The following is a 26,988-nucleotide window of genomic DNA, read 5'->3' as shown; positions in this document are numbered from 1 at the left end:
AAATTAGAGAAAAGGGGTCTTGGCGTCCAACTAAGCTTAACGACCGCCTATTTCGATAGGCAGGGTGTTTGATTTACCAACGATAGTTTCCTTCGAATCTTTCACATTCACTTGAATGTCCCAGATTCCAGACTTGAGTAAATGGCCTTCGACCTTGGCAGTCAGTGTATGTTCATCTTGCCATGTGGTCGGAACGGCTTTGCCATTTAAAGTAACATAGCCAAGGGCTGGGATATTGCTTCCTCTGACCGTTAACGTTACACTTGAACGTCCAGATAGATCCTGCGTATCAGATTCGACTTTATCAAGCTGGATCGGTCCAAATCCGAGCATATACTTGGAATCTATAATGGGAACTTTATAATCCTTGTATGCATGCCGATCGCCGAAAATGATATCATACTGCAAAGTCTCGTAATCCTTAAGGTCCTGTTCGTTAATATTCATTGCCTCATAATGATCCTTCGGTGGTATGATAGGGATCTTTTTTGAAAGTTGACTTAAATAATCGGTATAATAGCTGCCTTGCTGTTTGGATAATTCAATAAGATAAGGACCTAAGAAAGAAGGACTAATATTTAATGTATCTTTGCGCTCATGGTCAAAATTGTTCCAAACAACGAGCGGAACGCTGTACATCTTTTTCAAGAAATCGGGATCGTCTTTGCCGCTAATATACTTCGTGTCAATGTAAGTGGCATAATCATCACCAAGGGCCGGTAAATGGTCTCCCCAGAAGGCGATAATCGTCGGTTCACCCTTTTTCTCGTAGTACTCAACTAATTCCTTCAGCATGTTATCTGAGGCACTAATGCCTTGAGCAAGCGTTTCAAGCATACCTTGAGAAGAAGGAGACATATTGCCAGTAACATCGATTGTATTTTTTGGGAACTTACCTGGGAAAAAGTGAAAATGGTTTTCCATCGTGTTAGCAAATACGAAATCGGGTCCATCGCTTTGGTCCGTCGCATGAATAATATTGGCAGCAACTTCGCTGTCTGCGATATAAGGACCTGAATAGTTAGGCTTAAAATATTCGATTGGTATATACTTGGAGAAGCCAAAGTATTTATATATTTTATTACTGTTGAAATACCAGTTGTAGAAAGGACTAATCGCCGTTGATGTGTAGCCTTGTCTGGCATAAATACTTGCCAAAGAATCTACTTCATTGGTAAGGAATTGATTGTAGGCGATAGACCCTTGCGGTAGGAAACGCATGGAATTGCCGGTTAAAACCTCGAACTCGACGTTAGCTGTACCCCCGCCATACTGCGGTGAGAGCATCGTACCGCTTGTCCCCGTCTGCTGCAGCTTATGGAAGAAAGGAATCGGATCACGGCTGAATTCCACACCTTTAATGACGGTTGGATCCCAGAATGCCTCACTTAACACGACAATAACGTTTGGTTTTACATGATTGTTTGGATCCCCAGCTTTAATCGGCTTAGGTGTATTACTGACAATTGCTTCAACAGCTTTATCATCATAACCTTCACGTTTATCGGTAAACATCGACTTCGTATTCAGAAACGATGCTAATGCGTAGCCGTTCGTTTGGGTATTCTCAACTTGGTTCCATACGGATGCTTGGATACCGCACCATTTCTGAATCGGAAGGGGGAGATCCGTGTAAACCGCAGACAACATAGCAATCGCGATTACGGCAAGGATTCCACGTTCTTTAAGTGCAACCTTTTTCGAGAATAAGGTCGTGCGGTATAACAAAAAATAACTGGCCGCAAGGAAAAGTAAAAGTATTATCAAAATTTTGAAACTTAGAATATTCGAGATATATTTCACCATATCTGACGCTTCGCCGGCCAAGACGATGTCCCAGGGTGTCAAAGGGACACCTAATATTTTCAACTTAACGCCACTTACGAGAGCCAAGGTTAGAAGAATACCTGAAACGACCCAATAGGCGATTCTAGTTCGGCCAATCATGGCGATGAACAATAATAACATGCTGAAGACGATCCACTCATTAAACAGGAGTTCAATCAGATGCTTGTAACTCCAAGTAATCATTTCTATATAATGCCCGCGGCTCAAAATTTCCATGATCAATACAGGAATTAGGGCAATTAATAATAGCGGCAATCGTTGCCGGGTTAGAAGCAATAAGCGATTAATGTGCTGGTTCATATATGTCTCCCTATGACTTTCAAATTAAGAAATTGTAAATGACAACAGCCATCATTATACCACGGCTGACGGTAATATTCGATGGTATTATATCTAACATTTTTTATAATAAAGTATCAAAGGAAAGGCTGAATTTGCAGGAAAAAGGTGGTTTTGTCGAGAAATGTATGTATAGAAGATAGAGAAACGGAGGGGATTGTATGGTGGAGGAACAACTTCAATATGTGAAAAAAGCAACAATGCAAATGCAGCATCGTAGAATGACCAAGAAGGCTTTACTTCGACGCAGCGTGTTTTTATTCTTAGGTGCTGTGCTTATGTCAATTGGATTAGAGATTTTCTTAGTTCCTAACAAAATTATTGACGGGGGCATTACAGGAATATCCATCATTTTATCTTATCTAACCAATATTCAAGTCGGGATATTTTTGACCTTATTAAATCTTCCATTCCTGTTTATCGGATATAAATTAATAGGTAAAACGTTTGCATTATCAACGCTTTTCTCAATTCTGGTCATGTCCACAGGCACGTATCTGCTACACCCTGTGAAAGAGCTAACCAATGACCCTTTGCTTGCAGCCGTATTCGGCGGCATTATTCTCGGTATTGGGGTAGGAATGGTTATTCGTTTCGGGGGATCACTCGATGGTACCGAAATTGTTGCGATTCTCGTGTCCAAAAAGATACCGTTCTCCGTAGGTGAGATTGTGATGTTTTTCAACCTATTCATTTTAGGCAGCGCAGGGTTTGTCTACAGTTGGGATCGTGCGATGTATTCCCTAATCGCTTATTTTATTGCTTATAAAATGATTGATGTAACCATTGAAGGGTTTGATGAGTCGAAGTCTGTGTGGATCATCAGTGATAGCTTCAGACAAATAGGTGAAGCTATTCTGGACCGCTTAGGACGCGGTGTCACATATCTCGAAGGGGAAGGCGGCTTCACGGGAGATAACAAGAAGGTCATCTTCTGTGTAATTACGCGGCTGGAGGAAGCGAAGTTGAAATCCATCGTGGATGAGCTCGATCCTGCAGCGTTTCTCGCAGTTGGCAATATCCACGATGTCAAAGGCGGTCGATTCAAGAAGCGGGACATCCATTAGTCCCCTTTGCCGTCTCCGTTAGTTTTATTTCCTCGTTCAAACAAACCCAAGTCTCTGATTTTCTGTGCGGCATCTTTGCTGCTCGGACTACCTAGTTTCTTTAAAATATGCCCCACATGAATTTTGACAGTTCGTAAGGATATGAAAAAGCGGTTAGCAATTTCTGTTTGCGTATGTCCTTGATCAATCATCTCCAGCACCTGAAGCTCTGTAGGTGTGATTAGATCGCTGACTTCTTTGACCTTGAATTGGTGCTCTAACCGTTTGAGCCTGCGGAATTCCTCTCTCATCTGTTCAGCTACTGCCGCGTTAATGGAAGACTGACGTGCATGTACGCCTCTAATAATGGAAGGAAGCTCTTCGAATCGGGATTTGATCTGGTAGTCAATAGCGCCGGCTTGAAAGGAACGGAAGATGAAATCTTTCTCCTCCATCGAGGTAAGCATAATGACTTTAGCTCCCCAAGATAAGAGCGCTTGTTCAGCAAGTCCAATGCCCGCGGGCTCATCTTGCAGCATGATATCCATAAGGACAACATCAGCTTCTGGTTCCGCATTAGCAAATAGTTCTCTTGCTTCTTCTACGGTTGATACAGTGCTTAGGACACTCAAATCTGGCTGACGATTTAAATAGGCTTTAAGGCCGCGAAGCCAGTCAAGGTCATCCTCAACAATCAAAATACGAATTGGTTCCAAGTTGTTAGCCCCCTTTATTTCTTTAGCCGGTTGCCGGGGAAGGTTAGAAACACACTCGTGCCTTTCCCTGGCGCACTGCTTAACTCCAAAGCCCCTCCATGTTTCTTCATGACACTGTAGCAGTAAGCGAGTCCGAGTCCAAAGTTGCTATGACTGCCGCTTTTGGTTGTATAAAACGGTTCTAACACTTGCTTCAGCACAGATTTCTCAATCCCTATTCCGTTATCTCTTATTTCCAAAATAATGTTCTTTTTAGCATGAAACGCTTTAATTGTAAGATCGCCGCCTTTGGGCATGGCTTCTACCGCATTCATGAGTATATTCGTTAACGTTTCCGCAATTTGAATAGGATCTAATTGAAGAATTAAGTTCTCAGGGATGTTCTGGTTCACCTGGATTTTACTTAGGTAAGGTCCAAGTGGAAGAAGAACTTTATGAATAAGCTCATCTAAATCGACTGAAGATTCCCTAAGAGGGAGTTCTTGTGTTTGTTCGTGTACTCGGCTAATCATGTCACGGATATGCATGGAAGCCCCCATAACGACATCGATGTCCTGCATTAGTTCTGGCTGATTCGTTTCCTCAGCATGTTGTTTCATTTTCTCGAGGAACAAACGCATTTTCCCAACATCGTTCTTTATCGAATGGTTCAAAATGGCGGTTCCCGATGTGATGGCGCGGAGGGTCGAGTCCAGCTTGCGGCGTTCGATGAGCAGACGCATTCCGAGAAAACCGTATTTGAAAAAGGTGAATACGAAAAAAGGCACAACGAAAGCAAGAATCCATACGTGATAGACCCACATACGGTAAAAACCGAAGCTTGGCATAACGTAATTAAGTATGCCTACACAAAGGATAGGCGGAAGGAGGGCTAAGCAAGTAAACAAATGAGTCCGCTTCATAGCCGGAAGCCGCTCTCTTTTGATCACAATAAGTACAGCACCTATGAAGATATAAGGAACAACCCAGGAGGCTACGATGGGAAAGTCAATGGGCATTTCCTCAGTATAACTAGCTGTGAATAGGATGCAGGCAATCGGAGGAATAAGTAGTCCTATTGGCAGCCACGTTAGAATGGCCGATTTCTGCCAGGATGCGTTATATCTCAAAGAAAGCATGGCAAATGAATATGGCAGGCCATAGTAAGATATCAGTGAGCTAATGCCCATGACACGAAAAAGAAGAGCACTAATGGATGGGTTGGGTACTGTTTGCTGAATATAGGGGATAAAAGTTTCGGACAAAACGGCAGCAAGGGCGCCAAAGCCGCCGGTAAAAGCAATAGCGCTCATCCAGCGCATCGTACTAGATCTTGGATCTACCATGACAAGCCCCAACGCGATGATCCAGAGTGCAAATAGAACAAAAAGCATGTTTCCTCCGTCAAATAAATCAGATGTTACTTCTATTGTGGCATGGAGCCAACATTTGCACAAGAGCTTCCTTTCCTTCGCAAGTTGGCAGGAAATAGGCGATTATTCGCGAATAAGTGGTTTAGAAGGGAGTGGAACCTTATCGAGGAAAAGAAGCGAAAGTCCTTATCCATTCTGATGATTGTGGGTAAAGTACTCTTAACCCTCGTTTTCATTGTTGTGATTACTGTGCTCTTATCAATCGCAGCCGCGGTTATAGCGATTCTGAGGCATCCTGCCTCTCAGGAGCTAAGTATGGCAGGTGTTGCTGGAGATCCATTCTTTATAAAGGCAGCTTTATGGGCGCAAATCATTGGTTTTATTAGCGGAGTTATTCTTTCTTATGCCATTTTCGAAAGACGTAAAGGCTGGACACTGGGACTTCATACACATAGGCTTGGTAGAAGATTCGGAGAAGGCTTCGCTGCAGGCGCTTTACTCATTACAATCAGCACTGCAGGAATATGGCTGCTGGGTGGGATTAAGATCGTATCGTTGCAATGGACTGGAACGCTCGGACTCGAACTGACGTGGGGTTTTTTACTCTTTGTAGGGGTTGCTGTTAATGAAGAGTTATTTGCACGCGGCTATTTACAAGGACTGGTGAAGATAAGGTTCGGCACCTTATCTGGCATAACGGTTTCGACCGTTGTATTTGCCTTTTTGCATACATTTAATCCAGGCATGTGGAATTCGCCGCTTCCAATCTTGAATTTACTTCTAGCAGGCCTATTGTTCGCCTTAAGTCGGGAGTACTCCGGCGGTTTGTGGATGCCAATAGGCATGCACTTGTCTTGGAATTTTTTTCAGGGTTGTATCCTTGGATTCGAAGTTTCCGGTACACCGATGTCATCCCTCATAAAGACCGAGATACAGGGAGCTTCATTTATTTCGGGAGCGGATTTTGGGGCTGAAGGCAGCTTGGTCACGACAGTCATTCTAGTAATTGGGATTGCTTTGATATACTCAGACTATCGAAGACGTGCTCCGCAAATGCAAATGAATTAAGTAGTAATGCTTAAGTATTAAGAACGTCATGCTACAGCTTAAAACGCAAGAATTAACTGCCAATGTAAAATACTAAGGAGGATTCAATATGAGTCAGTACGAGATTATCAGCAGCGAGTGGGACGGGGAGTCGACCCTGCGCCTAGTCGACCATCATGCACAGGCTGAGGCCGAAGTTATCCCGGCCGTCGGATTGCATCTGTTCCGCTTCGATGTGCGGAACCATGCCTACATCGCGAAACCAGACAGCTTGGCTGAGCTTCGCGTCAAGTCTTCGCGCTACGGCGTGCCCATTCTGTTCCCGCCGGGGCGCGTCAAGCTTGCGGCCTTCTCCTTCGAAGGCCGCGAGTACCGGCTCCCCGCGAATCGGGAGCCGGATCACGCCCACGGCGAGCTGCGCGAGCGGCCGTGGAAGGTCATTGCCAGCGGCGCGGATGCCGCTGGCGGGGCTTATGTCTCCGCGGAGTTCGACTTCGCGGAGCATCCGGACATGCTGGCGTATTATCCACACGCCGCATGCTTTCGCTTCACGTACCGTCTGAAGGACGGTACGCTGTCGCTCAGCGGTGAAATCGCCAACCATAGCGGCCAAACGATGCCGCTATCTCTTGGCTTTCACCCGTACTTCGCGTTCGCGAAGGGCGAAGCGGGCCGCGTGCGGGTGGTGATCCCCGCGGCGGCGGAGTGGCCGCTCAGCGCGGATGGCTACGCGGCGGCGGAGCCCGCGCCTTCGCCGCTCACTGCGGCGCTAAAGCAAGGCATGCTCGTCACGGAGCTGCCGAATTACCCAGGCGGCTCGCAGATGCTCAGCATCGAGCCGGGCCCGCAAACCTGCGAGCTTCAGTACGAGGCTCGGGGGACTAAGCTCGTGTACAACATGGGAGACAAGTTTCCCATTCATGTACTATTCACAGCGCCATGGGCGGAAGCTGTGTCGCTTGAACCTTATACGAGTATCATGAACGTATTCAACGAGCCCTTTGCACCTGAAATTTCGGGTGCCCAAGGCTTAGCAACGGGAGAATCATTCAAATTTCAGTGGTCCATCCATATTGAACCTTTGCAGTAGCTTACCAAAAAGAGTCAAGGGAAGGCATATTCAGCCTTCGTACTTGACTCTTTTTCTATTTCCATTTCATGAATGGCTCACCATGGCTCATAACTAAGACCAACGGATGAATAACCAGCATAACTGTGCCGGTGCAGCTCCTGAATAAGTCCTTCTATTTGTTTTGATTTAACCAATGCACCTCCCCGCGAGGTGTTATAAGCATTCAGCTCGACAGTGCCATCAAGTAAATGAAAGTGAGTGCCATCCTGGAGCGCTATGGCAGGCCCTGTCGTACCATAAAAAGCATGGTAATGGCCATACCGGATGCCGGAAATGCCTTGGTATTGATGTACGTGATTGTCATAAGCCGTACCGTTTACACTAAATGTATATAGTCGTAATAGGTGATGATGGTTTAATTCTTCTGATGTTATAACTTTAAAGAAATGAACATGAGCAGGTGGGATACGTGGGTGCATGACAAACCCCCTCGGCTACAGGATATGCTTCATCCTATTCGAGGGGGGCTGGAGTCATGACTAGGGGAGTGGATAAAGGTTAGATTGGCCGATCTTCATCTTTTTATCATCATAAATACGCACTTCGACTTGATGAGGCTTCCCAGGATCTAAAGGCGGGTTCTCCGACAGATCGACATAAAGTGTATCTTCACCATCGAAATTGGATTTAAATGCTAAACCATCAATATAAACATTGCAGGAGGAGTAAAAGGGCTTACCAACAACCTGAAGTTTGTGTTCACTTTGATTCACCTTTGTTATAACGGGATCGCCGTACCCCAAGGTGTAGCCTGGTTGTACAATCGTGTTTTTAAACCCTTTAGCTTCGTACCCATAACGACCTCCGAATAAATTATCGTATTGAAGCTGCATATAGTCGGAGAGATCACTTTCTTTGATTTGATACTTGTCCCACATCTCATTTGGCGGAATGACAGGAATTTTTTGCGACAATGCGTAGAGATAGTCTGTGTAGTAACTGCCCTGAACACCAGCCATTTGAAGAACCTTAGGGCCTAGAAAGGAAGGGCTCATTTTTAGATCCGTTTTTTCTTGATCTGCAGGCAGGAAATTGTTCCAAATCAAGAAAGGCGTGTAGTGTGTCTTAATATACAAATCTGGATCATCAGGAAGGACATATTTAGCATCACGGTAAACCTTATAATTTTCCTCGAAAAAAGGTAAATGATCTCCGAAAAAGAGAATGATCGTCGGCTCTGATTTTTTTGAGTAATAGTCCACTAGGGACTGAAGCGCTTTGTCAGTACCCGAAATACCCTGGGCGTATGTTTCCAAAATTCCTTTGGATTCAGGTGTAATATCTCCTTTAACCTCAATCGTATTTTTGACGAATTTCCCTGGTTTGAAGGGATGATGATTCTCCATCGTGTTCGCAAAAATAAAATCAGGCCCCTGACTTTTCTCTGTCTCCTCAATAATCTTCTTTGCAACGGCTCGATCCGCATAGTTAGGGCCTTCAAAATCATTTGGGAAAAACTCACTAGCTATGAAACGTGAAAAACCAAAATGCTTATAAACCTTTCTGCTGTCGAAGAAATAGCTGAAGAACGGGTTAATCGAGGTGGCGGTATACCCCTGCCTAGTCGTAATGCTAGCTAAAGAGTCCACACCATGATTCATATACTCTATGTAGGGCAATATTTTATCGGGTGATTTCCCAAAGAATCTCATGGAATTACCCGATAAGACTTCAAATTCAACATTTGCAGTGCTGCCTCCGAATTGTGGAGACAACATCCAACCGCTGGTATACGATTTCTGCAGCTGATGTAAATTCGGGATAGGATCTCGACTAAACGAGATATTTTTCATAATCGTCGGATCCCAAAAAGATTCTCCGAGCATCACAATGATGTTTGGCTTTTTGTCACTTGCTGGTTTTTTCTCAGGAATCTGCTCAAGAATGGTGGTAACGGCTTTCTTACTATATCCCTCAGGTTTTGCGACCTTGAGAAAACCTAGCATCTGTACAGAGGAATACAAGTATCCATTCTCGTCGTAGGTAATCGTTTGGTCCCAAGGGACCGTATAAATACCGTATAAATTCATGAAAGGGATAGGTTTGTCCGTATATAGACTAGTCGCCATAATAATGGCAATGACAGCATAAATACTACGTTCAATCCAAGTGAATCGGATACGTCGATGCAGCAAAATCAAATGAAATAATAAAGCAATTATCGTGAGAAAAATGGCGACAGTACCCAGTATTCTAAAATTGAGATACCCTTGCAAAAATGCTTTGTACTCAACAATTTGATTATTAAATACGAGGTCCCAAGGATAATATGGCGCTCCAATAGCTTTTAATTTACTGCCGCTTATTGCTCCTAGAGGAAGCAAGATTGCACAAAGAATCCAAAAGGATAACCGACTTCGACCTGTTAATGCAATTAGGAACAAATACATAGTACCGACAACAAAGTAGGCAAGAACCATTGAAAGCGGGTGTGACATGACCCATTTATGAAGTTCTTCATAAGAGCCTCTTTCTAAGTATTCAACCATGCCCATAAGTAGAAAAGGTAAAACAACAATCAAAATGCGAGAGGGTACATGCTTAAGTGTTTGAAGTAAATTAGTCATTCTTATAACTCCTGTTCTATATGAGCCAGTTCCATTCGTCCATTATCTTATATTATCGAAAAAGATGAAAGATAGCCCTTGACAGTCCTAACTATAACATTTATTATTACAGTTAATTGTTATGAAAAATATTACAGTTAGTTGATTGTAATTGTTTTTTCCAGTCAATATAAGAAACGCTTATGATAAGATGGCTGGAGACATAAAATGGAGGTGGAAACCATGCAGCATGTTGCTACGGCAACAGACATGACACAAGAAAAGGTTATAGATGCCAAGAAGGCTGTGCCATGGATTATTTTTCTTATTTTTTTCGCGGTGTTAAACGAAACTGTTTTTAACGTTTCCACGCCAGCGATCGCCAAGCAATACGCGATTACCCCGACAGGTGTGAGTTGGGTACTCACCACATTTATTATCTTCTTTGGGATAGGCTCAGTTATTTATGGCCGCTTATCCGATATTTTTAGCTTGAAAAAGCTAATAGTTGCAGGAATCTTCATCTATAGTGCAGGTTCCGCACTGGGCTTTCTTTTTCAAGCTTGGTATCCGGCCGTCATTTTTGCCCGCGCGGTTCAAGGTGCAGGCGCATCAGCTATACCGGCATTAATCATGGTCGTGGTGGCTAGATACTTTTCTCCTTCAGATCGGGGGAAAATATTCGGAATTTTAACATCTACGGTATCATTTGCTATTGCAGTAGGTCCCGTTGTTGGAGGATTTGTCTCATCAACCTTGCATTGGACTTATCTTTTTATCATTCCACTATTTACACTGATTTCAATTCCTTTCTTCAGACAGATATTACCTGAGGAGAAGCGCAAAGAAGGAAGTGTTGATATTCTTGGTGCGGTTCTCGTTGCATTTTCCGTAGCAGGTATCACGGTATATTTATCATTCCCTCATTGGTACTATTTGGCCGCGAGTGTGGTCTTATTCATTTGGTTCGTTGCTCATATTCGCCGAGCAAAAGAGCCATTTATCGAGCCTGCCTTGTTCCGTAACAAGCTGCTTCGTGGCGGTTTGATCGTTGGTTTTCTCATTTTCTGTACAGTGATGGGTATTATGTTTGTTATTCCTTTGATGCTGGCGACAGTCAATGACTTGAGTACAAGTATGATCGGTCTCATCCTGTTCCCTGGTGCCATTTGTGCTGTTGTGTTTGGAACAATCGGCGGTAATTTAGCAGATAAGAAAGGAAATAACTTCGTTGTGTACATTGGAATGGGGCTTCTGTTTGTAAGTCTCGCGGCTATTGCCCTCACGGTAGGTCATTCTCCTTGGCTCATTTCAGCAGCATTGCTTCCCACTTATGTTGGTTTTTCCTTTATTCAAACTGCTTTAGCTAACCGTGTTTCCTTGACGTTGGAAGTGCATGAGACGGGGGTAGGGATGGGTTTGTTCAACCTCATTTCGTTTATCTCAGGCGCGGTAGGAACAGCACTTGTTGCCAAGCTGTTAGATGGCGGCATGATGGAGTTTTACAAGAATCCGGTTTTGAATACGATAAAAGCTGTACCGTATAGCAATCTACTCCTTGTATTTGCCGTAGTAGTGATGATAAGTGCTTTATTTTACAAGCAAATATTTGGGAAAAAACCATACACAGTTTAATTCATTGATGTTAAAAAAACCGACTAATTCTCAATCATGAGAGAGTCGGTTTCTGTTTGTTTTAAGCTTCTTCTCCCGATTGTTCCTCACTGATTTGCTGTAAGGCTTGCAGGAATGTAGCCGATGGCTGTGCGCCAGTAAGTGCATATTTACGATTGATTACGAAAAAAGGAACCCCCGAAACTCCGGCTTGTCTGGCAAAATCAAGATCATCCTCGACCTGCTGTAGCCCTTCCTTTGCACTTAAACGAGTGGAAGTTTGTTCCCGATTCATGCCGAGTTTCTCAGCGAAATCAAGCAAAACATCCACATTCCCAATATCTTTTCCATCTTCAAAGTAAGCTTTAAACAAAACGTCCACAAGATCTTTTTTGCGATCTTCGAGTGCGATAGCGATGAGTTGATGCGCCTTTAATGTATTTGGCATCTTCTCAACTTTTGAGAAATCGAAATGTAATCCTGACGCTTGACCAGCCTGTGTAACCTGCTGCAGCATGCCGCTCAGCTTCGCCTCGTCCGCTCGTACCTTTTGAAGCATAACATCACGGAAGGGTGATCCCTCAGTAGGGGTTGAAGGGTCAAGTTGGTAAGCACGATAGTGGATTTCAACAGGCTCCGATGTAAAATTGGCTAACGCATCAGTCAAATTCTTTTTGCCGATACGACACCATGGGCAAACAATATCTTGAAATATTTCAATAATCATAGATTAGACTCCTTTGATGAAATAATAGTAACTATATTTTTATTATAGCACACTAATTCATTTGCCTGAACCGCTCAGGTGTTAGTCCGACATGCTTGCGAAAACTCGCCACAAAGTGGCTTGTATCTCTGAACCCTACCTGCGCAGCCACTTCCTTAACGGTCTGATTCTGATGGTTCAACAGCATCTCTTTGGATTTACGAAGACGCATCATAATTAAATAGGAATAAGGGGATAGCCTAAAGGCATGCTGAAATAGTGTATTCATGTGTCTAGGTGTTATCTTTAGGATATCAGCCATTTCTTCAAGCCCGATATCAGGATTATCGTAGTGACTTTCAAGCCAAATCAATAATGGCTGCAGCTGGACCATCTGATTGCGAATAGAGGCGCGGTTATTGATTTGTCCATGCTTTTTTAGCTGAATTAGAAAGTGATACAAATCCGCAGAGGCTTCATACCCCGAATATTCGAGTGCTGCATCCATATTGGTTATAATTCGTCCTATTTCCACTTGCAGCGGACCCTCCTCATCCCAACGAAAAATAGCAGACTCCCTTAAATCAAAAGAACGAAGAATGGCATCTGCACAAGTCCCTCCAAATGTGACATATTGCGTACACCATTGTTCAGTTACAGCCCAATAAGAATGAGGTACACCCGGAAGCAATAATACCCCTGAACCTTTTGTTAAGCGAAATTTTTTCCCATCCATAATGAATTCCCCTTCACCAGCATAAGTTTGCAGCCAATGGTAACTAGGAAAACCCTCAGGTCTTACTAACTTTTCTTGATCCTCATGGTGACCAATGCTTTCAATAAATAATGGAAACGGTTGCGCAGTTGAAGGCATTAATTCATATCTTTTATGCATTTTTCACAATCCTGTTCCATTTTATTATATAAGGTGTAAGAATATTATATTTTAAGCCTGACAATAATCCAATACAATGTACTTATTCTTATACTAATCATCAAAATAAAAAAGAGGTGCCAACATGATAAATAAGCAACTTCCCAAAATTTGGTATGGCGGAGACTACAACCCAGAACAATGGGACAAAGAAATAATGAATGAAGATCTACGGATGTTTAATCTTTCAGGGATTGATGTTGCGACCATAAATGTTTTTTCGTGGGCGCTCTCACAACCAAATGAAGATACCTACGACTTTACATGGCTGGATGAAATTATCGACCGTCTTTATGAGAATGGAACCTATGTATGTCTAGCCACAAGTACAGGTGCTCATCCTGCATGGATGGCTCGTAAATATCCAGATGTATTGCGAGTTGATTTCGAGGGGCGTAAACGTAAATTCGGAGGACGACACAATTCCTGTCCAAACAGCCCAACCTATCGAAAATATTCGGAACGCATTGCAGAAAAGCTTGCTGAACGCTACAAGGATCACCCAGCAATTTTAATCTGGCACGTTTCTAATGAGTATGGTGGCTATTGTTACTGCGATCATTGCGCGGACGGCTTCCGAAGTTGGCTCCAAGAGCGTTATACAACACTCGAAACCTTGAATAAAGTGTGGAATACGGGTTTCTGGGGTCATACCTTCTACGAATGGGAAGAAATTGTTCCGCCAAATGCCCTTTCGGAAGAATGGAGAGTGGATAATACCAACTTCCAAGGAATCTCGCTCGATTACCGCCGTTTTATGTCGGATAGTTTGCTTGACTGTTACAAAATAGAGTATAGCGCGATTAAAAAACATACACCTGACCTACCTATAACAACGAATTTAATGGGTCTTTATAAAGAATTAGACTATTTCAAATGGGCCAAGCATTTAGATGTTGTTTCTTGGGATAATTACCCTTCCCTAAATACACCTATAAGTCTTACGGCCATGACCCATGACTTGATGCGCGGCTTGAAGCAAGGACAGCCATTCATGCTTATGGAACAAACCCCGAGTCAACAAAACTGGCAGCCCTATAATTCACTCAAACGACCCGGAGTTATGAAGCTTTGGAGTTATCAGGCCGTGGCTCATGGTGCGGATACCGTAATGTTTTTCCAGCTGCGCAGATCAGTAGGTGCGTGCGAAAAATATCACGGAGCTGTCATCGAGCATGTTGGCCATGAACATACTCGGGTGTTCCGCGAATGCGCGGAGCTAGGGTCTGAATTACAAAAACTCTCAGACAGTCTACTGGACACTAGAATCAACGCACGTGTCGCCATCGTTTTCGATTGGGAGAATCGCTGGGCCATTGAGCTATCCAGTGGACCGACCGTTGCACTCAATTACGTGGATGAAGTCCACAAATATTATGACGCTCTTTTTCAGCAAAATATTCAAGCCGATCTAATAGGAACAGACACAGATCTATCAGACTATGACATCGTTATTGCACCTGTGCTGTACATGGTAAAAAAAGGCTACGCGAAGCGGGTGGAGGACTTCGTCCGCACAGGAGGAACCTTCCTGACGACATTCTTCAGCGGAATAGTCAATGAGAACGATATCGTCACACTTGGCGGTTACCCTGGTGAATTGCGCGAGGTACTCGGAATATGGGCAGAAGAAATCGATGCGCTTTTCCCAGATCAAAGCAACCAAATCGTGCTTAAAGAACAATGGGGAGCACTAAGCGGTGAGTACCAATGTGGACTGCTATGTGACTTAATCCATTCAGAAGGAGCCGAGATAAAAGCCGTCTATGGAAGTGATTTCTATCAAGGAATGCCAGCACTAACCGTAAATAAATTCGGGGCAGGTCAAGCTTGGTATGTAGCTACTAGTCCTGAGCCATCTTTTTTACAAGGGTTTCTAGCTAATTTGTGCAAAGAAAAAGGGATAACCGCCCTAATTCCCCCAGTTCCTGGAGTTGAGATTTCACAAAGAACCAATGAAAGTAAAACATATTTGTTTATTCTAAATCATAATGATCAACCCGTTAACGTAGATTTAGGAACCTTAATTGGAACGGATTTAATAGAAAGTCAACCATTAACCAACACCGTTACACTTTCAGCAAAAGGTGTTCGCATTCTATCAATAAGCTGATGATATTCTTCTATAAGTTCTCGGGAAAAAACCTCAGTCTCAAGACAGAGGTTTTTTCCATTTATGAAATTTTATATATAGCAGCAATGCAACTTCGTCGATCTCGGCAAAGACGCGGCCAATTTTAGTAAAATCACCTTGAAAGGGCAGGATAGCCAAATGACAATAAATTATATTGTAGTTTTGGTACTTTCAGCGATACTGTGAGGAAAAGTCAGCCCAGGCTACTCGCCAACAAAACGTAAATTCTGTGGTATCTACAATGATTGAAAATGTAATAATTTAAACGAAAAACCAATAGCTAAAAACCTAAAGCTAACAAACTAAAACCAACAGCTAAAAACCAACAACTAGCAGGCAACAAGTAACAAGCAACAACCAACAACCAACAGCCAACAGCCAATAACACCCAATACCACCAACCACCAACCACCAACCAACAGCCAACCACCAACAACCAACAACCAACAGCCAACAGCCAACAGCCACCAACCAACAGCCAACAGCCAACAGCCACCAACCACCAACCAACAACACCCAATACCACCAACCAAACAATCAACTACCAATAACCAATCAATATCAATCAATAACTAATAAACTATTAATCAATAACCATAACCAATAGTCAACAACCAACAACCAACAAGCAACAAGCAACAAGCAACAGCCAACAACAAACAACAAACAACAAACAACAAACAACAAACAACAAACAACCAAGTACCAATAACCAACAATAACCAATAATAACCAACAATAACTAATAATAACTAATAATAACTAATAATGACTGATAATCAGTTCTGATATCTGATTACAATATTAAATTTAAAGTAACTCCTCCAATATGTATCCAACTCCTCCAACTCCTCCAACTCCTCCAACTCCACCAACTACACCAACTACACCCTACACCAACTACACCGTATACTAACTCCACCACCAACAACACCAACAACACCAACAACACCAACAACACCAACAACACCAACAACACCAACAACACCAACAACACCAACAACACCAACAACACCAACTACAAGCCGAATCATCCAACTCAACAGTGGGTTCAACATTTCTATCGTTACTACTAAACAACCTGAATTAGCAGAATACCGGTGTTACCTCAGTTTCGAGTGCTGCCAGAATACTAGAGTTAGCAAAGTTATTAAGCTAGTAGAATTATTAGAGTTATCGGGGCTATCAGCTTCCAGAGTTAAAGAGTTTTTTATGGCATTTTGTATATGTCTCAGAATTTCATTTCTACCAAGTTTATATTGCTAGCTCAAATAGCCAGAAAGCAACAAGTTGTAGATATAACAGAATTCAACTCTTTAAAATGAGAGTTCTTTTAATAAAAGAACTTCACAAGAGAACGTTTGTTTGGTATAATGAAAATGAGAACAGCAGTTCTAAGGCGGGTAAGGGGTGAGGATATGGAACTACAATTTACCGATGTGCAAACTTTTACGTTTTTAACAGAAGAGGAATGTGAGAATTTCTTAATGAAGTTGCGCTGGTCTAATGGGTTTTGTTGTCCTCGCTGTGATTATAATGAAGCTTTTAGAATCCGTACACGGAGATTATTAGAGTGCAAGGAATGCAGAATGCAGGTCTCTATAACTGCTGGGACGATTATGCATAAATCCAAGCTCTCATTACTCCATTGGTTCCGTGCCATCCAACTGTTATTGCAAGAAGGCAAAGAGTATACGGCGAGTTCTTTATCACATATCCTTGGAATTAATTATAGAAGTGCTCAATTGATGCTTCATAAAATTCATTATGCAAATTTGGTTAAAGAAAATAGACTTAATTTGTTTCAGAAAGTAAGAGGATCAGCCTCTGATACTCCATCAGATAATGAACAGGAATCTAATGTAGAAACGCCTCAAACCGATTTAAACCAAAACTCCACTAACGAGTGGAATCTGCGCTTATTCTTAGAATCCAAAATAAATAGATTAAATTCCAAATTGATGATACGGAGTAGTTTGCCTAATAATCACCAAAGATATTTGAATAATAAGAATAGATCGGGGTTTACGTTTATTAATTGGATCAAGACGTTTACATCGATCTATTTATATCCTACTTTTCTTAAGTGTTTTCAACTCTCAGCTTAGCACGAAGGCTTGAATTGACTCTGTCCTTTTTTTCAGGCATGATGGATGAGCAGCATGTTTTGAAAAACAATGGAGTAGGGAGAGGGCTCGGTTGAAAAAAACTTTACAAGTACCTATTCATTTCTATCGGAAGTTTATTTCTCCGTTGAAGCCGCCGACTTGCCGATTCTATCCCACTTGTTCGCAATATGCATTAGAAGCAATTGAAGTTCACGGTGCGTTGAAGGGATCCTGGTTGTCGGTGAAACGAATTTGTAAATGCCATCCTTTTCATCCAGGTGGTGTTGATCATGTGCCGGCACGAGCGGAAAATTTATCTCATAACGATCAGTCTGCTTGACAGGCAGCTCATTTTTTCGATATATTTGCCTTAAGTTGTATATATGGTTTCGATGAACGGATAAGTACAAACGGATGCCTATAAACAGAGAGCCGGGTTAGGTGAAAGCCGGTATAGGATGAGGTTTGGAATATGGTCCCGGAGAATAGGCCTTCGAGCTGCCCTTTATTGCATTTGTGAAGCAAATGGCAAAAAGGGAGTAAGCTGGCCTCGTGTCCCAGCGTTAATGGGCAAGTCGTAATCGACTTACTGAGCCCCGAGCTTGTGAAAGGCGGGGGAACCTGGGTGGTACCGCGTGAGTTCAGCTCTCGTCCCAAGATGGATGAGGGCTTTTTGTGTTTTCTACTATTTGCTAGGAGGAACGAATGATGTCAACGCAATCGAAAACATTTTACATTACAACACCAATTTATTACCCGAGTGATAAGCTGCATATTGGTCACGCTTATTCTACGGTAGCCGGGGACGCTATGGCACGTTACAAGCGACTGCGCGGCTTTGATGTCAGGTATTTAACAGGTACGGATGAACATGGTCAAAAGATCGAGCGCAAGGCCCAAGAGAAAGGGACGACGCCTCAGCAATTTGTAGATCATATTGTTTCAGGAATCAAAGAGCTTTGGGCGAAGCTGGATATTTCATACGATGATTTTATTCGAACAACCGAAGATCGTCATAAAGATGCCGTTGGTAAGATTTTTCAAAGACTACTGGATCAAGGGGATATTTATTTAGGCGAATATGAGGGCTGGTACTGTATTCCTGATGAGTCTTTTTTCCCTGAAAGCAAGCTAGTAGATGGGAAATGTCCAGATTGTGGGCGACCTGTGGAGAAAATGAAGGAGCAAACTTATTTCTTCCGGATGAGCAAGTATGCCGATCGCTTAGTGCAGTATTATGAGGAACATCCGGATTTCATCCACCCAGAATCTCGTAAAAATGAAATGCTGAATAACTTTATTAAACCAGGTCTTGAGGATTTGGCAGTTTCCAGAACGACATTCGACTGGGGAATTAAAGTTCCAGGGGATCCGAAGCATGTCATTTATGTCTGGATCGATGCTCTTTCCAACTACATTACTGCACTTGGTTATGGCTCCGAAGATGAAAGTAAATTTAAGAAATATTGGCCTGCAGATGTTCATTTAATGAGTAAAGAGATTGTTCGATTCCACACGATTTATTGGCCAATTATGTTGATGGCTCTTGATTTACCTTTGCCGAAAAAGGTGTTTGCGCACGGCTGGCTGCTCATGAAGGACGGCAAAATGTCGAAGTCCAAAGGGAATGTTGTCGATCCGGTTACGTTGATCGACCGTTACGGATTAGATGCGCTGCGTTACTATCTCATGCGCGAAGTGCCTTTTGGGGCGGATGGAACATTTACGCCGGAAAGTTTTGTTGAGCGAGTCAATCATGACCTCGCTAATGATCTCGGGAATCTATTGAACCGTACGATCGTTATGATCGATAAGTATTTTGCAGGCAAGATTCCCGCGTATGCTGCGGGGGCTACCGAATTTGACGAAAGTCTCTTGGAGACTGTTCGTTCTACGGTAGCGAAGTACGAGGAAGCGATGGAAAAGATGGAATTTTCCATCGCGCTTTCAGCGGTGTGGCAGCTTATCAGCCGCACGAATAAATATATCGACGAGACGCAGCCGTGGTCGATGGTGAAGGATGATGCCAAGCGCGAGACACTTGGCTCCGTAATGTATGTGCTGGCAGAATCCCAGCGCATTTCATCCGTATTGCTGCGTCCGTTCTTGACGAAGACGCCGCAACTGATTTGGCAGCAGCTGGGCATAGCTGACGAAGTTCTGCCACGTTTGACCGCATGGGAGAGCGTGCAAACGTTCGGGCATCTCCCTGCTGGCACTAAAGTGCAGAAGGGAGAGCCTATGTTCCCTCGACTGGACGTAGAGGCAGAAGTCGCCTTCATCGTCGAGGCCATGGGAGGCGGCGCTGCATCTAGCGCCGATGAAGCGACTGCAGCAGCACCTGCGGCTGCTGCCAACACAGTGCCCACGCCTGAAGCAAAGGACGAAATCGCGATTGACGATTTCGCCAAGGTGGAGCTGCGCGTAGCACAGGTGATATCGGCGGAGCCTGTGAAAGGCGCCGATAAGCTTCTCAAGCTGCAGCTCGACCTCGGATACGAGCAGCGCCAGGTTGTATCGGGCATCGCGAAGTTTTACTCGCCCGAAGAGCTTGCTGGACGCAAAGTGATTTGCGTCACGAATTTAAAGCCCGTCAAGCTGCGCGGCGAGTTGTCTCAAGGTATGATTCTCGCCGCTTCACATGGCGACCAGTTAACACTTGCTACAGTCCCTGATTCGATGCCTAATGGAGCAATTGTAAAGTAATAGAAGCCAAACGAACAAACACCTCATCCCTTATTTTTCCCGGATGGGGTGTTTGTTTTAGTATGGGTGTTTTTAATATGAGTGGGGCATGATAAAGGAAACTAACCACGGAGTGAGGCATATGAGTGTTCGGTTTCTTGTGAAATTAATAGGTATAACAGGGATGGTCATTCTTATATCGGCTTGTTCGATTTTCGGTGGCGACTCGGGTAAGAAGAAGGAAGATGCCAAAAAGGGTGAATCGAAATCTAAAACACAAAGTACGAAGGGAAAAGAAAGTATTATTGATCAAGAGTTGAAAAAGCAATATGAGATGTACAATGAGATTCTTCAATATAAGATTGAACAGGATAAAAAGCTTATTAAACAATCAGAAGAACGTTATAAGAAGTTAAAAGAGGAAAGTGATAAACCATCTGATTCTAAGAAAAGTGGGGATACAAGTAATAAGGATTCAGGTGGCAAGAAAGGTAGTGAATCAGGAGAGTCGAAGGAGGGGGATTCTGGCAGTTCGAAAAAGACAGATGGTGGTGGAGGTCAATCGAAATAACAAAAACGAATCAATAACTGATACAGATGGGGCCATGCTGTGAATTCGACAGCTGGCTTTTTTGTTTTTTACACTTTGATGTATTGACTTCAATTAAGGGGACTCGTATAATCAATTCGTTAATAAAAATAATTACGATTTAGAAAATGGGTGGGTTGGTTATGATGATAAGAAATAAGAGAGTTCTTTACATAGTCTTGTTGGCTATTTTAACTGTTGTCATGGCTGGTTGTGGAAGTCCTGCAAGTTCGAAAGCTAAGATGGTTCAAGGCAAAGTCAATGTGGTGACTAGTTTTTATCCTCTTTATGAATTTACCCGCAACATTGGCGGGGAGTATGTGAATGCAATTAATTTGGTCCCAGCTGGCGTGGAACCGCATGATTGGTCGCCAAAGAGCAGAGACATTAAAAATATGACCCAAGCCCAGGTTTTTGTGTATCAAGGAGCGGGATTTGAAGGTTGGGTAAAGGACTTCCTCGGTAGTTTGTCAGGAGACTCGACTCTAAAGGTTGTTGAGGCCAGTAAAGGGGCAGATTTAATAAAAACGACGGAAAATAAAGAGGAATATGACCCTCATGCTTGGTTAAGCCCGTTAAACGCTGTGAAAATGGCTAATAATATTAAAATAGCACTGATAGAAGCGGATCCTGCTCACAAGGATGTTTTTGAGCAAAATTATACGAATTATGCAGCGAAGTTGACCGATTTGAATGCGCGATACAAAAAGGAAATTGCTCTTACATCGAAGAAAGAGATTGCGGTTTCCCATCACGCGTTTGCTTATTTATGCAGGGATTATGGTTTGACACAAATGTCCATAATGGGATTATCACCGGATGCGGAGCCGACGGCTCAGGATTTGAAAAAAATGAATGAGTTTTTGAAAGAACATGGTTTGAAATATATTTTCTTTGAAGAACTGGTATCTGATAAATTAGCCAAAACGTTGGCAAAAGATGCTAAAGTGGACACGATGGTACTTAACCCGATTGAGGGATTAACGGATGAACAAATGAAGGCAGGTAAAGATTATATCTCGATCATGGACGAAAATTTGAAAAACCTAGTTATTGCCTTACAATAAGATATGTGTAGTTCCATTCTTAATGAGTCAGGAGTAAGAAGATGGAGAATAGCAGTAAAAACTTTTGCCATCGGAGCATAGTATCTATGGATAACCTTTCATTCTCTTATGATAATAAGAAAGTGATAGAGAAGCTTCATTTCGATGTCCTTGAACGTGATTTTGTTGGCGTGATTGGTTCCAATGGTGCTGGGAAAACCACACTGCTTAAAATGCTTGTCGGTCTGTTGAAACCAACAGTTGGCGAGATCAGGCTATTTGATCGATCGCTGAGCCAATTCAAGGATTGGGAACGCATCGGTTATGTTCCTCAAAAAAATGCGTTCAATCCCTTATTCCCAGCTACAGTCAGGGAAATTGTTTTATCAGGCATGTATAGCAAGAAGCGGGTCTATCGCCGATTGACTAAAGCAGATCTTCAAAAGGCCGAAGATGCGATGCTTGCGATGCGCATCGAGGATTTGGCTGACCGACGCATCGGTCAACTATCTGGCGGGCAACAGCAGCGTGCTTTCCTTGCACGCGCGATCGTAAACAACCCGGAGCTGCTCATTCTCGATGAGCCGACGGTTGGCATCGATGCTGAAACGCAGGTCGGATTTTTTCGAATGATCCGTCATATGCACCAGCATCATCATATGACCTTCATCATGGTGTCCCATGATATGGACATGATGCAGTCATATTTAGGTACGGAGCCGCAGAAGGTAAGCGGCGGCATTAAGTTTTATGTCAAGCATACCCATGATCCGGAGGATTGTCGTGAGACGAATTTGACACACTCAATCGGCCAGATACGTGAGATGATCGGAGTTCAATAAAGAGGAGAGACTTTGTTATCCGAACAAAGATCCCTATATTAGGAGCGGGCATTTTGGACATATTTACGGAATACTTTTTTCAGCGTGCATTAATTGGCGGCATTCTGATTGGGCTTACAGCGCCTTTAATGGGCGTTTTTCTTGTCCTTCGACGGTTGTCAATGATTGGGGATACACTTGCTCATGTTTCAATTGCAGGTGTTGCTCTTGGATTTCTCATTAACGTATATCCTTTGGGTGTTGGACTCGTGTTCGCTTTGCTTGCATCGTTTGCCATTGAACGTTTGCGCAAAGCCTACAAGACTTACGCAGAGCTTTCTATAGCCATTATTATGTCAGGCGGAGTTGCACTGGCAACTCTCCTCTTTACCATTGGCAAAGGCTTTAATATGAACGTTATGAGCTATTTGTTCGGCAGTATTTACACATTGGATTCAACCGATCTATGGGTTGTTTTTGGTGTTTGTGTACTCGTTGTCGGCGTAATCGCGTCCCATTTCAAAGAGTTCTTTCTTATGTTTTTTGATGAAGATGCAGCGAGTGTAAGTGGACTACCGCTAAAGTATTATAATATGATGATTACAATGCTAACGGCACTTGTGATATCAGTCGCTATCAAAATTGTCGGAGCATTGTTAGTTTCCTCATTATTAACGATACCAGTCGCGTGCAGTTTATTGATCGCTCGGAGCTTTAAGCACTCCGTCTTTTTAGCGATACTATTTTCCGAAATTGCTGTTATTATTGGTCTTGTCGTTGCGGGTGTATGGGATCTTGCTCCGGGCGGAACTGTTGTGCTCACTCTCATTGCGATATTGAGCGGGATCATTTTGAAAAGAGGATTGAGGATTTAATATGGATTCTGTTAATTTGTGGATTGCTCTATGGGCGGGAATTGCTTCCTTCATATCACCTTGTTGTTTGCCCTTATATCCTTCTTATCTTTCTTACATAACGGGAATTTCAGTTAGTGAGTTGAAATCAGGGGAATCATCTTCGGCCGTTCGACGTCAAACGATGCTTCATACGTTAAGTTTTATCGTGGGGTTTTCGATCATTTTCTATGCATTAGGCTTAACAGCAGGCTTCCTAGGCAATTTTTTCATCGATTATCGTGATTTGCTTCGACAAATAGCAGCTTTATTAATTTTCATCATGGGCTTGTTCCTACTCGGCATTTTCCAACCTCAATGGTTAATGAAGGAACGTAAATTACAAATCAAATTTCGTCCTGCTGGCTATATTGGTTCTGTTCTAGTTGGAATGGGGTTTGCAGCAGGGTGGTCCCCTTGTGTTGGTCCTATTCTGTCGGCGATCCTTGCGCTCGCTACAACGGAACCTGGTACCTGGTTCCAATTAACGACTGCTTATTCGCTAGGCTTTGCGATTCCATTTTTTGTACTATCTTTTTTTATAGGATCTACGAAATGGATACTACGCTATTCAAACCTGATTATGAAAATAGGAGGGGGCTTGATGATCGTCATTGCGGTTCTGCTCTATACAGGCAAAATGACGCAAATCACGCTTTGGTTAAACTCCATAACCCCCGATTGGTTAAAGTTTTAGTTAAGTAAAATATTCAATTTTCGCATCAGGGAATTTATCAAAGATTTGATCTGTGATAAATTCCCTTAGTGCGTTTGCTTGTTCATCTTTGTAGACATATTTTCCTTTCCCGTATTTTCCCCATTTGTACTTTCGTTTTTCTTCGTCCATTTCTAGTTTCGTTTTTGGATATCTTTTTTCGATGATATTTTTGGCTGTCTTTGTGAAACGATGCTGTATCATTTCAAATGTTAAATCTTTGGTTGCCTCAGCAGGTAGTTCTTTATAAAGTCGTTCCAGTAAAGTGGCATAGCCTTCTTCCCATCCTTCATGCCAAATGATTGGCGCAATAATAAAGCCTAGCGGATAGCCTGCATGGGCTACTTTGCCAGCGGCTTCGATTCGTTCTTGGAACTTGGATGTGCCAGGCTCGAAGTTTTTAATGACGTAGTCCGCATTCACACTAAAACGAAATCGTGTATGTTTGTTATGTTTGGCATCTAACAAAGGTTCTACATGATGGTATTTGGTTACAAAACGCAGACGACCATTCTTTTGTTGACCCATAAACTCAATTAATTGCTTTAATGAGCCTGAGATATGCTCTAGTCCGACGGGGTCAGAGGTACAAGCGGCTTCAAAGCGGGTGATTTCCGGTTCTCGCTCCTCGATATACTGTTTGGCAGCATCTAGGATATCGTCCATATTTACATAGATACGTATATAAGGTTTAGCTCCCATTGTCGTTTGAAGATAACAATAATGGCAATGCCCCATACAGCCTGTAGCAATGGGGATTGCATACTCGGCAGATGGTTTGGAAGTTTCGAATTTGAGTGTTTTTCGAATACCAACGACAAGAGTGCGTTTCGCAATTCGGTACTTTTCAAGTTCTGAATCACCGGGCAAATCACGAATTTGATTATGAGAGGTCGTCATATGGATGTCCAGTCCTTGCTGCTTAGCCCATTCATATATTTGTTGTCCTTTAGGATAATTCATCGCGTCAGGTTCAAAATAAACAAGCTCCGGCACGAAAACAGCCGAGCTTGGCACGGGTCTGGAGAGCAGTTCAGTAGACATGATAAGCTCCTTTCACTACTATCTGTTCGATTCTTTGTTATACATTAGTGTGCCAACGTCATAACTTAATGAACCATGGGATATTTGACCGCGTCTGGGTTGATGCATTATGATAGTTAAGCAGTAGGCAGGAAATAAAGGAAAAGCAGGGGGAAATAAAGCAATGGCAACGCCAAGCATGGAAGACTATTTGGAGAGAATATACAAGCTTATTGACGAGAAAGGTTACGCTCGTGTCTCCGACATTGCTGAAGGGCTTGAGGTGCACCCCTCTTCTGTAACTAAAATGATTCAAAAGCTGGATAAAGATAATTACTTGATCTATGAAAAATATCGCGGACTCATGTTAACTCCCAAAGGGAAGAAGATGGGAAAGCGTTTAGTGGAACGTCATCAACTTCTAGAAAATTTCTTAACGACTATTGGTGTCCAAGAGGACAATATATATAAGGATGTAGAAGGAATTGAGCATCATTTAAGCTGGGATTCCATTACTTGTATTGAAACGTTATTAGAATATTTTCGAAGAGAACCGAATCGGATGGATGATCTCATGAATGTTCGTAAAGAGTTAGAAGCAGAAAGCTAGGCAGAGGCCGCAATTCGCGGTGCTCTGTCTTTTTTTTGGGTATATAAACATACTGCGTCCGCATACATAACAATGGAAGCCCTATAGTCGCTATACTAGGAGGGGTGTCGATTTGAAGATCAACGGTGTGTTTGAAGGCGGAGGCGTAAAGGGGATTGCACTGGTTGGTGGTGTAAGCGCGGCGATGAAGCAGGGGCATGTCTTCAATGAAGTCGCAGGTACAAGCTCAGGTGCCATCGTAGCGGCTCTTTTGGCCGCGGGTTATACAGGAGAAGACATGAAAGAAATGATCCTGAGAGCACCTTTCAGGTCGTTTATGCAGCGTTCGCCTATTTTTAATACGAAAATTATTGGACCTGCCGCGCGGCTGTTCATCAAAAAAGGCTTGTACTCCGGAGCGGCGTTGGAGGATTGGGTAAATCAACAATTAGCAGCCAAAGGAATCCGTACATTTGGTGATTTGAGACACAATCAACTGCGCGTAATTGCATCCGATATTACACAAGGTAAGCTTTTGATATTACCTGATGATATCGCTCAATATGGGATCGATCCACGCAAATTCTCTATTGCCAAAGCCGTCCGAATGAGCACAAGCATTCCTTATTTTTTCGATCCCGTCATGATTCGGCGCAAATTAAAAAGCTCTGCAAAGGCAGCGCCTTTCGCAGAGCAGTTTTACTATATTGTAGATGGTGGCTTGTTAAGCAACTATCCACTTTGGGTGTTTGATCAGGAAACAGATCGCGAGGATATCATCCCTGTTATTGGTTTCCAATTAGTAGGTAAAAACGAAATTCCCACTCATAAAATTAAAGGACCGATAACCATGTTGGAAGCGTTGTTTGGAACGATGTTGAGTGCTCATGATGAGCGCTATATTGAGCAAAAGAACCGGTTCCGTACGGTCAAAATCCCGACTTTAGGTGTGGGAAATACGCAGTTTAACTTATCCAAAGAACTCAGTATGTCTTTATACGACTCAGGCTTTCAAGCTTCCAATGATTACTTCAACAATTGGTCCGCTGAATTATATGAACAGAATTACGAGAAGTACGTATTGCGACGTGAATAACGCTAAGCC

At 42.9% G+C, this 26,988-nt stretch carries 25 protein-coding genes; 15 read left to right on the top strand and 10 right to left on the bottom strand.

Translation table 11 applies throughout. The features are described 5' to 3' along the window. Nucleotides 1–36: 36 nt before the first annotated feature. Nucleotides 37–2,148 (bottom strand): LTA synthase family protein, encoded by a 2,112-nt coding sequence (locus tag ASD40_RS28135; RefSeq protein ID WP_063870859.1) that lies wholly within the window; start codon nt 2,146–2,148, stop codon nt 37–39. A gap of 245 nt (nt 2,149–2,393) precedes the next feature. Between ASD40_RS28135 and ASD40_RS28130 the strand changes: the two genes are divergently transcribed. Further along, nucleotides 2,394–3,254, top strand: a complete 861-nt coding sequence (locus ASD40_RS28130; protein ID WP_373462750.1) for a YitT family protein — start codon at nt 2,394–2,396, stop codon at nt 3,252–3,254. On the opposite strand, the gene ASD40_RS28125 is transcribed toward ASD40_RS28130, so the two are convergent. Both ASD40_RS28125 and ASD40_RS28120 read right to left on the bottom strand, forming a co-directional pair. Then, nucleotides 3,251–3,949 carry a response regulator transcription factor gene (locus ASD40_RS28125; protein ID WP_057306454.1) on the bottom strand — a complete coding sequence of 233 codons (699 nt, stop codon included), beginning with the start codon at nt 3,947–3,949 and terminating at the stop codon, nt 3,251–3,253. The genes ASD40_RS28130 and ASD40_RS28125 overlap by 4 nt on opposite strands. A gap of 14 nt (nt 3,950–3,963) precedes the next feature. Then, nucleotides 3,964–5,322 (bottom strand): sensor histidine kinase, encoded by a 1,359-nt coding sequence (locus ASD40_RS28120; RefSeq protein WP_057306453.1) that lies wholly within the window; start codon nt 5,320–5,322, stop codon nt 3,964–3,966. A gap of 42 nt (nt 5,323–5,364) precedes the next feature. Here ASD40_RS28120 and ASD40_RS28115 point away from each other — a divergent pair, with 42 nt between their 5' ends. Next, the gene (locus ASD40_RS28115; protein WP_057306452.1) at nt 5,365–6,369 is read left to right on the top strand and encodes a CPBP family intramembrane glutamic endopeptidase; all 1,005 of its coding nucleotides are present in this window, start codon (nt 5,365–5,367) and stop codon (nt 6,367–6,369) included. An 88-nt stretch (nt 6,370–6,457) separates the two neighbouring features. After that, entirely contained in the window at nt 6,458–7,438 is a 981-nt protein-coding gene (locus tag ASD40_RS28110) for an aldose 1-epimerase (RefSeq protein WP_057306451.1), read from the top strand. A gap of 77 nt (nt 7,439–7,515) precedes the next feature. Here the strand turns inward: ASD40_RS28110 and ASD40_RS28105 are convergent, their stop codons facing one another. Next, nucleotides 7,516–7,899 carry a YmaF family protein gene (locus ASD40_RS28105; protein ID WP_057306450.1) on the bottom strand — a complete coding sequence of 128 codons (384 nt, stop codon included), beginning with the start codon at nt 7,897–7,899 and terminating at the stop codon, nt 7,516–7,518. 60 nt (nt 7,900–7,959) lie between these two features. Then, nucleotides 7,960–10,047, bottom strand: a complete 2,088-nt coding sequence (locus ASD40_RS28100; RefSeq protein ID WP_057306449.1) for an LTA synthase family protein — start codon at nt 10,045–10,047, stop codon at nt 7,960–7,962. 222 nt (nt 10,048–10,269) lie between these two features. On the opposite strand from ASD40_RS28100, the gene ASD40_RS28095 reads away from it, so the two are divergent. Beyond that, nucleotides 10,270–11,661, top strand: coding sequence for an MFS transporter (locus ASD40_RS28095; protein WP_082562569.1), 1,392 nt, complete (start codon nt 10,270–10,272; stop codon nt 11,659–11,661). Between the two features lie 61 nt (nt 11,662–11,722). On the opposite strand, the gene ASD40_RS28090 is transcribed toward ASD40_RS28095, so the two are convergent. Both ASD40_RS28090 and ASD40_RS28085 read right to left on the bottom strand, forming a co-directional pair. After that, nucleotides 11,723–12,367 carry a DsbA family oxidoreductase gene (locus ASD40_RS28090; RefSeq protein ID WP_057306448.1) on the bottom strand — a complete coding sequence of 215 codons (645 nt, stop codon included), beginning with the start codon at nt 12,365–12,367 and terminating at the stop codon, nt 11,723–11,725. Nucleotides 12,368–12,419: 52 nt separating this feature from the next. Next, nucleotides 12,420–13,241, bottom strand: coding sequence for an AraC family transcriptional regulator (locus tag ASD40_RS28085; RefSeq protein ID WP_057306447.1), 822 nt, complete (start codon nt 13,239–13,241; stop codon nt 12,420–12,422). 124 nt (nt 13,242–13,365) lie between these two features. Between ASD40_RS28085 and ASD40_RS28080 the strand changes: the two genes are divergently transcribed. Then, nucleotides 13,366–15,393, top strand: coding sequence for a beta-galactosidase (locus ASD40_RS28080; protein WP_057306446.1), 2,028 nt, complete (start codon nt 13,366–13,368; stop codon nt 15,391–15,393). Between the two features lie 350 nt (nt 15,394–15,743). Here ASD40_RS28080 and ASD40_RS37540 read toward each other — a convergent pair whose 3' ends face one another. Both ASD40_RS37540 and ASD40_RS37535 read right to left on the bottom strand, forming a co-directional pair. Continuing rightward, the gene (locus tag ASD40_RS37540) at nt 15,744–15,917 is read right to left on the bottom strand and encodes a hypothetical protein (protein WP_156390222.1); all 174 of its coding nucleotides are present in this window, start codon (nt 15,915–15,917) and stop codon (nt 15,744–15,746) included. A gap of 381 nt (nt 15,918–16,298) precedes the next feature. Further along, on the bottom strand, nt 16,299–16,472 hold the full coding sequence (locus ASD40_RS37535) for a hypothetical protein (RefSeq protein WP_156390221.1): 174 nt from the start codon (nt 16,470–16,472) through the stop codon (nt 16,299–16,301). 360 nt (nt 16,473–16,832) lie between these two features. On the opposite strand from ASD40_RS37535, the gene ASD40_RS28075 reads away from it, so the two are divergent. From ASD40_RS28075 to ASD40_RS28045, 8 genes are all read left to right on the top strand, one after another. Continuing rightward, on the top strand, nt 16,833–17,522 hold the full coding sequence (locus ASD40_RS28075; RefSeq protein WP_057306445.1) for a transposase: 690 nt from the start codon (nt 16,833–16,835) through the stop codon (nt 17,520–17,522). Between the two features lie 91 nt (nt 17,523–17,613). Further along, nucleotides 17,614–17,862, top strand: coding sequence for a membrane protein insertion efficiency factor YidD (yidD, locus tag ASD40_RS36725; RefSeq protein WP_082562511.1), 249 nt, complete (start codon nt 17,614–17,616; stop codon nt 17,860–17,862). 368 nt (nt 17,863–18,230) lie between these two features. Beyond that, nucleotides 18,231–20,228 (top strand): methionine--tRNA ligase, encoded by a 1,998-nt coding sequence (gene metG, locus ASD40_RS28070; protein ID WP_057306444.1) that lies wholly within the window; start codon nt 18,231–18,233, stop codon nt 20,226–20,228. Between the two features lie 121 nt (nt 20,229–20,349). Continuing rightward, the gene (locus tag ASD40_RS28065; RefSeq protein ID WP_057306443.1) at nt 20,350–20,778 is read left to right on the top strand and encodes a hypothetical protein; all 429 of its coding nucleotides are present in this window, start codon (nt 20,350–20,352) and stop codon (nt 20,776–20,778) included. Nucleotides 20,779–20,939: 161 nt separating this feature from the next. After that, nucleotides 20,940–21,863 carry a metal ABC transporter substrate-binding protein gene (locus ASD40_RS28060; RefSeq protein WP_063870858.1) on the top strand — a complete coding sequence of 308 codons (924 nt, stop codon included), beginning with the start codon at nt 20,940–20,942 and terminating at the stop codon, nt 21,861–21,863. Nucleotides 21,864–21,904: 41 nt separating this feature from the next. Further along, nucleotides 21,905–22,684 carry a metal ABC transporter ATP-binding protein gene (locus ASD40_RS28055; protein ID WP_057306441.1) on the top strand — a complete coding sequence of 260 codons (780 nt, stop codon included), beginning with the start codon at nt 21,905–21,907 and terminating at the stop codon, nt 22,682–22,684. 53 nt (nt 22,685–22,737) lie between these two features. Beyond that, complete coding sequence (locus tag ASD40_RS28050) at nt 22,738–23,538, top strand: metal ABC transporter permease (RefSeq protein ID WP_057306440.1); 801 nt, start codon at nt 22,738–22,740, stop codon at nt 23,536–23,538. 1 nt (nt 23,539) lies between these two features. Next, nucleotides 23,540–24,253: a cytochrome c biogenesis CcdA family protein gene (locus ASD40_RS28045; RefSeq protein ID WP_057306439.1), complete on the top strand. Its 714-nt coding sequence runs from the start codon at nt 23,540–23,542 to the stop codon at nt 24,251–24,253. On the opposite strand, the gene splB is transcribed toward ASD40_RS28045, so the two are convergent. After that, nucleotides 24,254–25,315, bottom strand: a complete 1,062-nt coding sequence (gene splB, locus ASD40_RS28040) for a spore photoproduct lyase (RefSeq protein WP_057306438.1) — start codon at nt 25,313–25,315, stop codon at nt 24,254–24,256. 163 nt (nt 25,316–25,478) lie between these two features. Between splB and mntR the strand changes: the two genes are divergently transcribed. After that, entirely contained in the window at nt 25,479–25,904 is a 426-nt protein-coding gene (gene mntR, locus ASD40_RS28035; RefSeq protein WP_029197173.1) for a transcriptional regulator MntR, read from the top strand. A 112-nt stretch (nt 25,905–26,016) separates the two neighbouring features. Beyond that, nucleotides 26,017–26,979: a patatin-like phospholipase family protein gene (locus ASD40_RS28030; protein ID WP_057306437.1), complete on the top strand. Its 963-nt coding sequence runs from the start codon at nt 26,017–26,019 to the stop codon at nt 26,977–26,979. Nucleotides 26,980–26,988 lie beyond the last annotated feature (9 nt).

The sequence above is a fragment of the Paenibacillus sp. Root444D2 genome (assembly GCF_001426375.1).
GTDB lineage: Bacteria > Bacillota > Bacilli > Paenibacillales > NBRC-103111 > Paenibacillus_E.
This window is presented reverse-complemented; position numbering and strand designations above follow the sequence as displayed.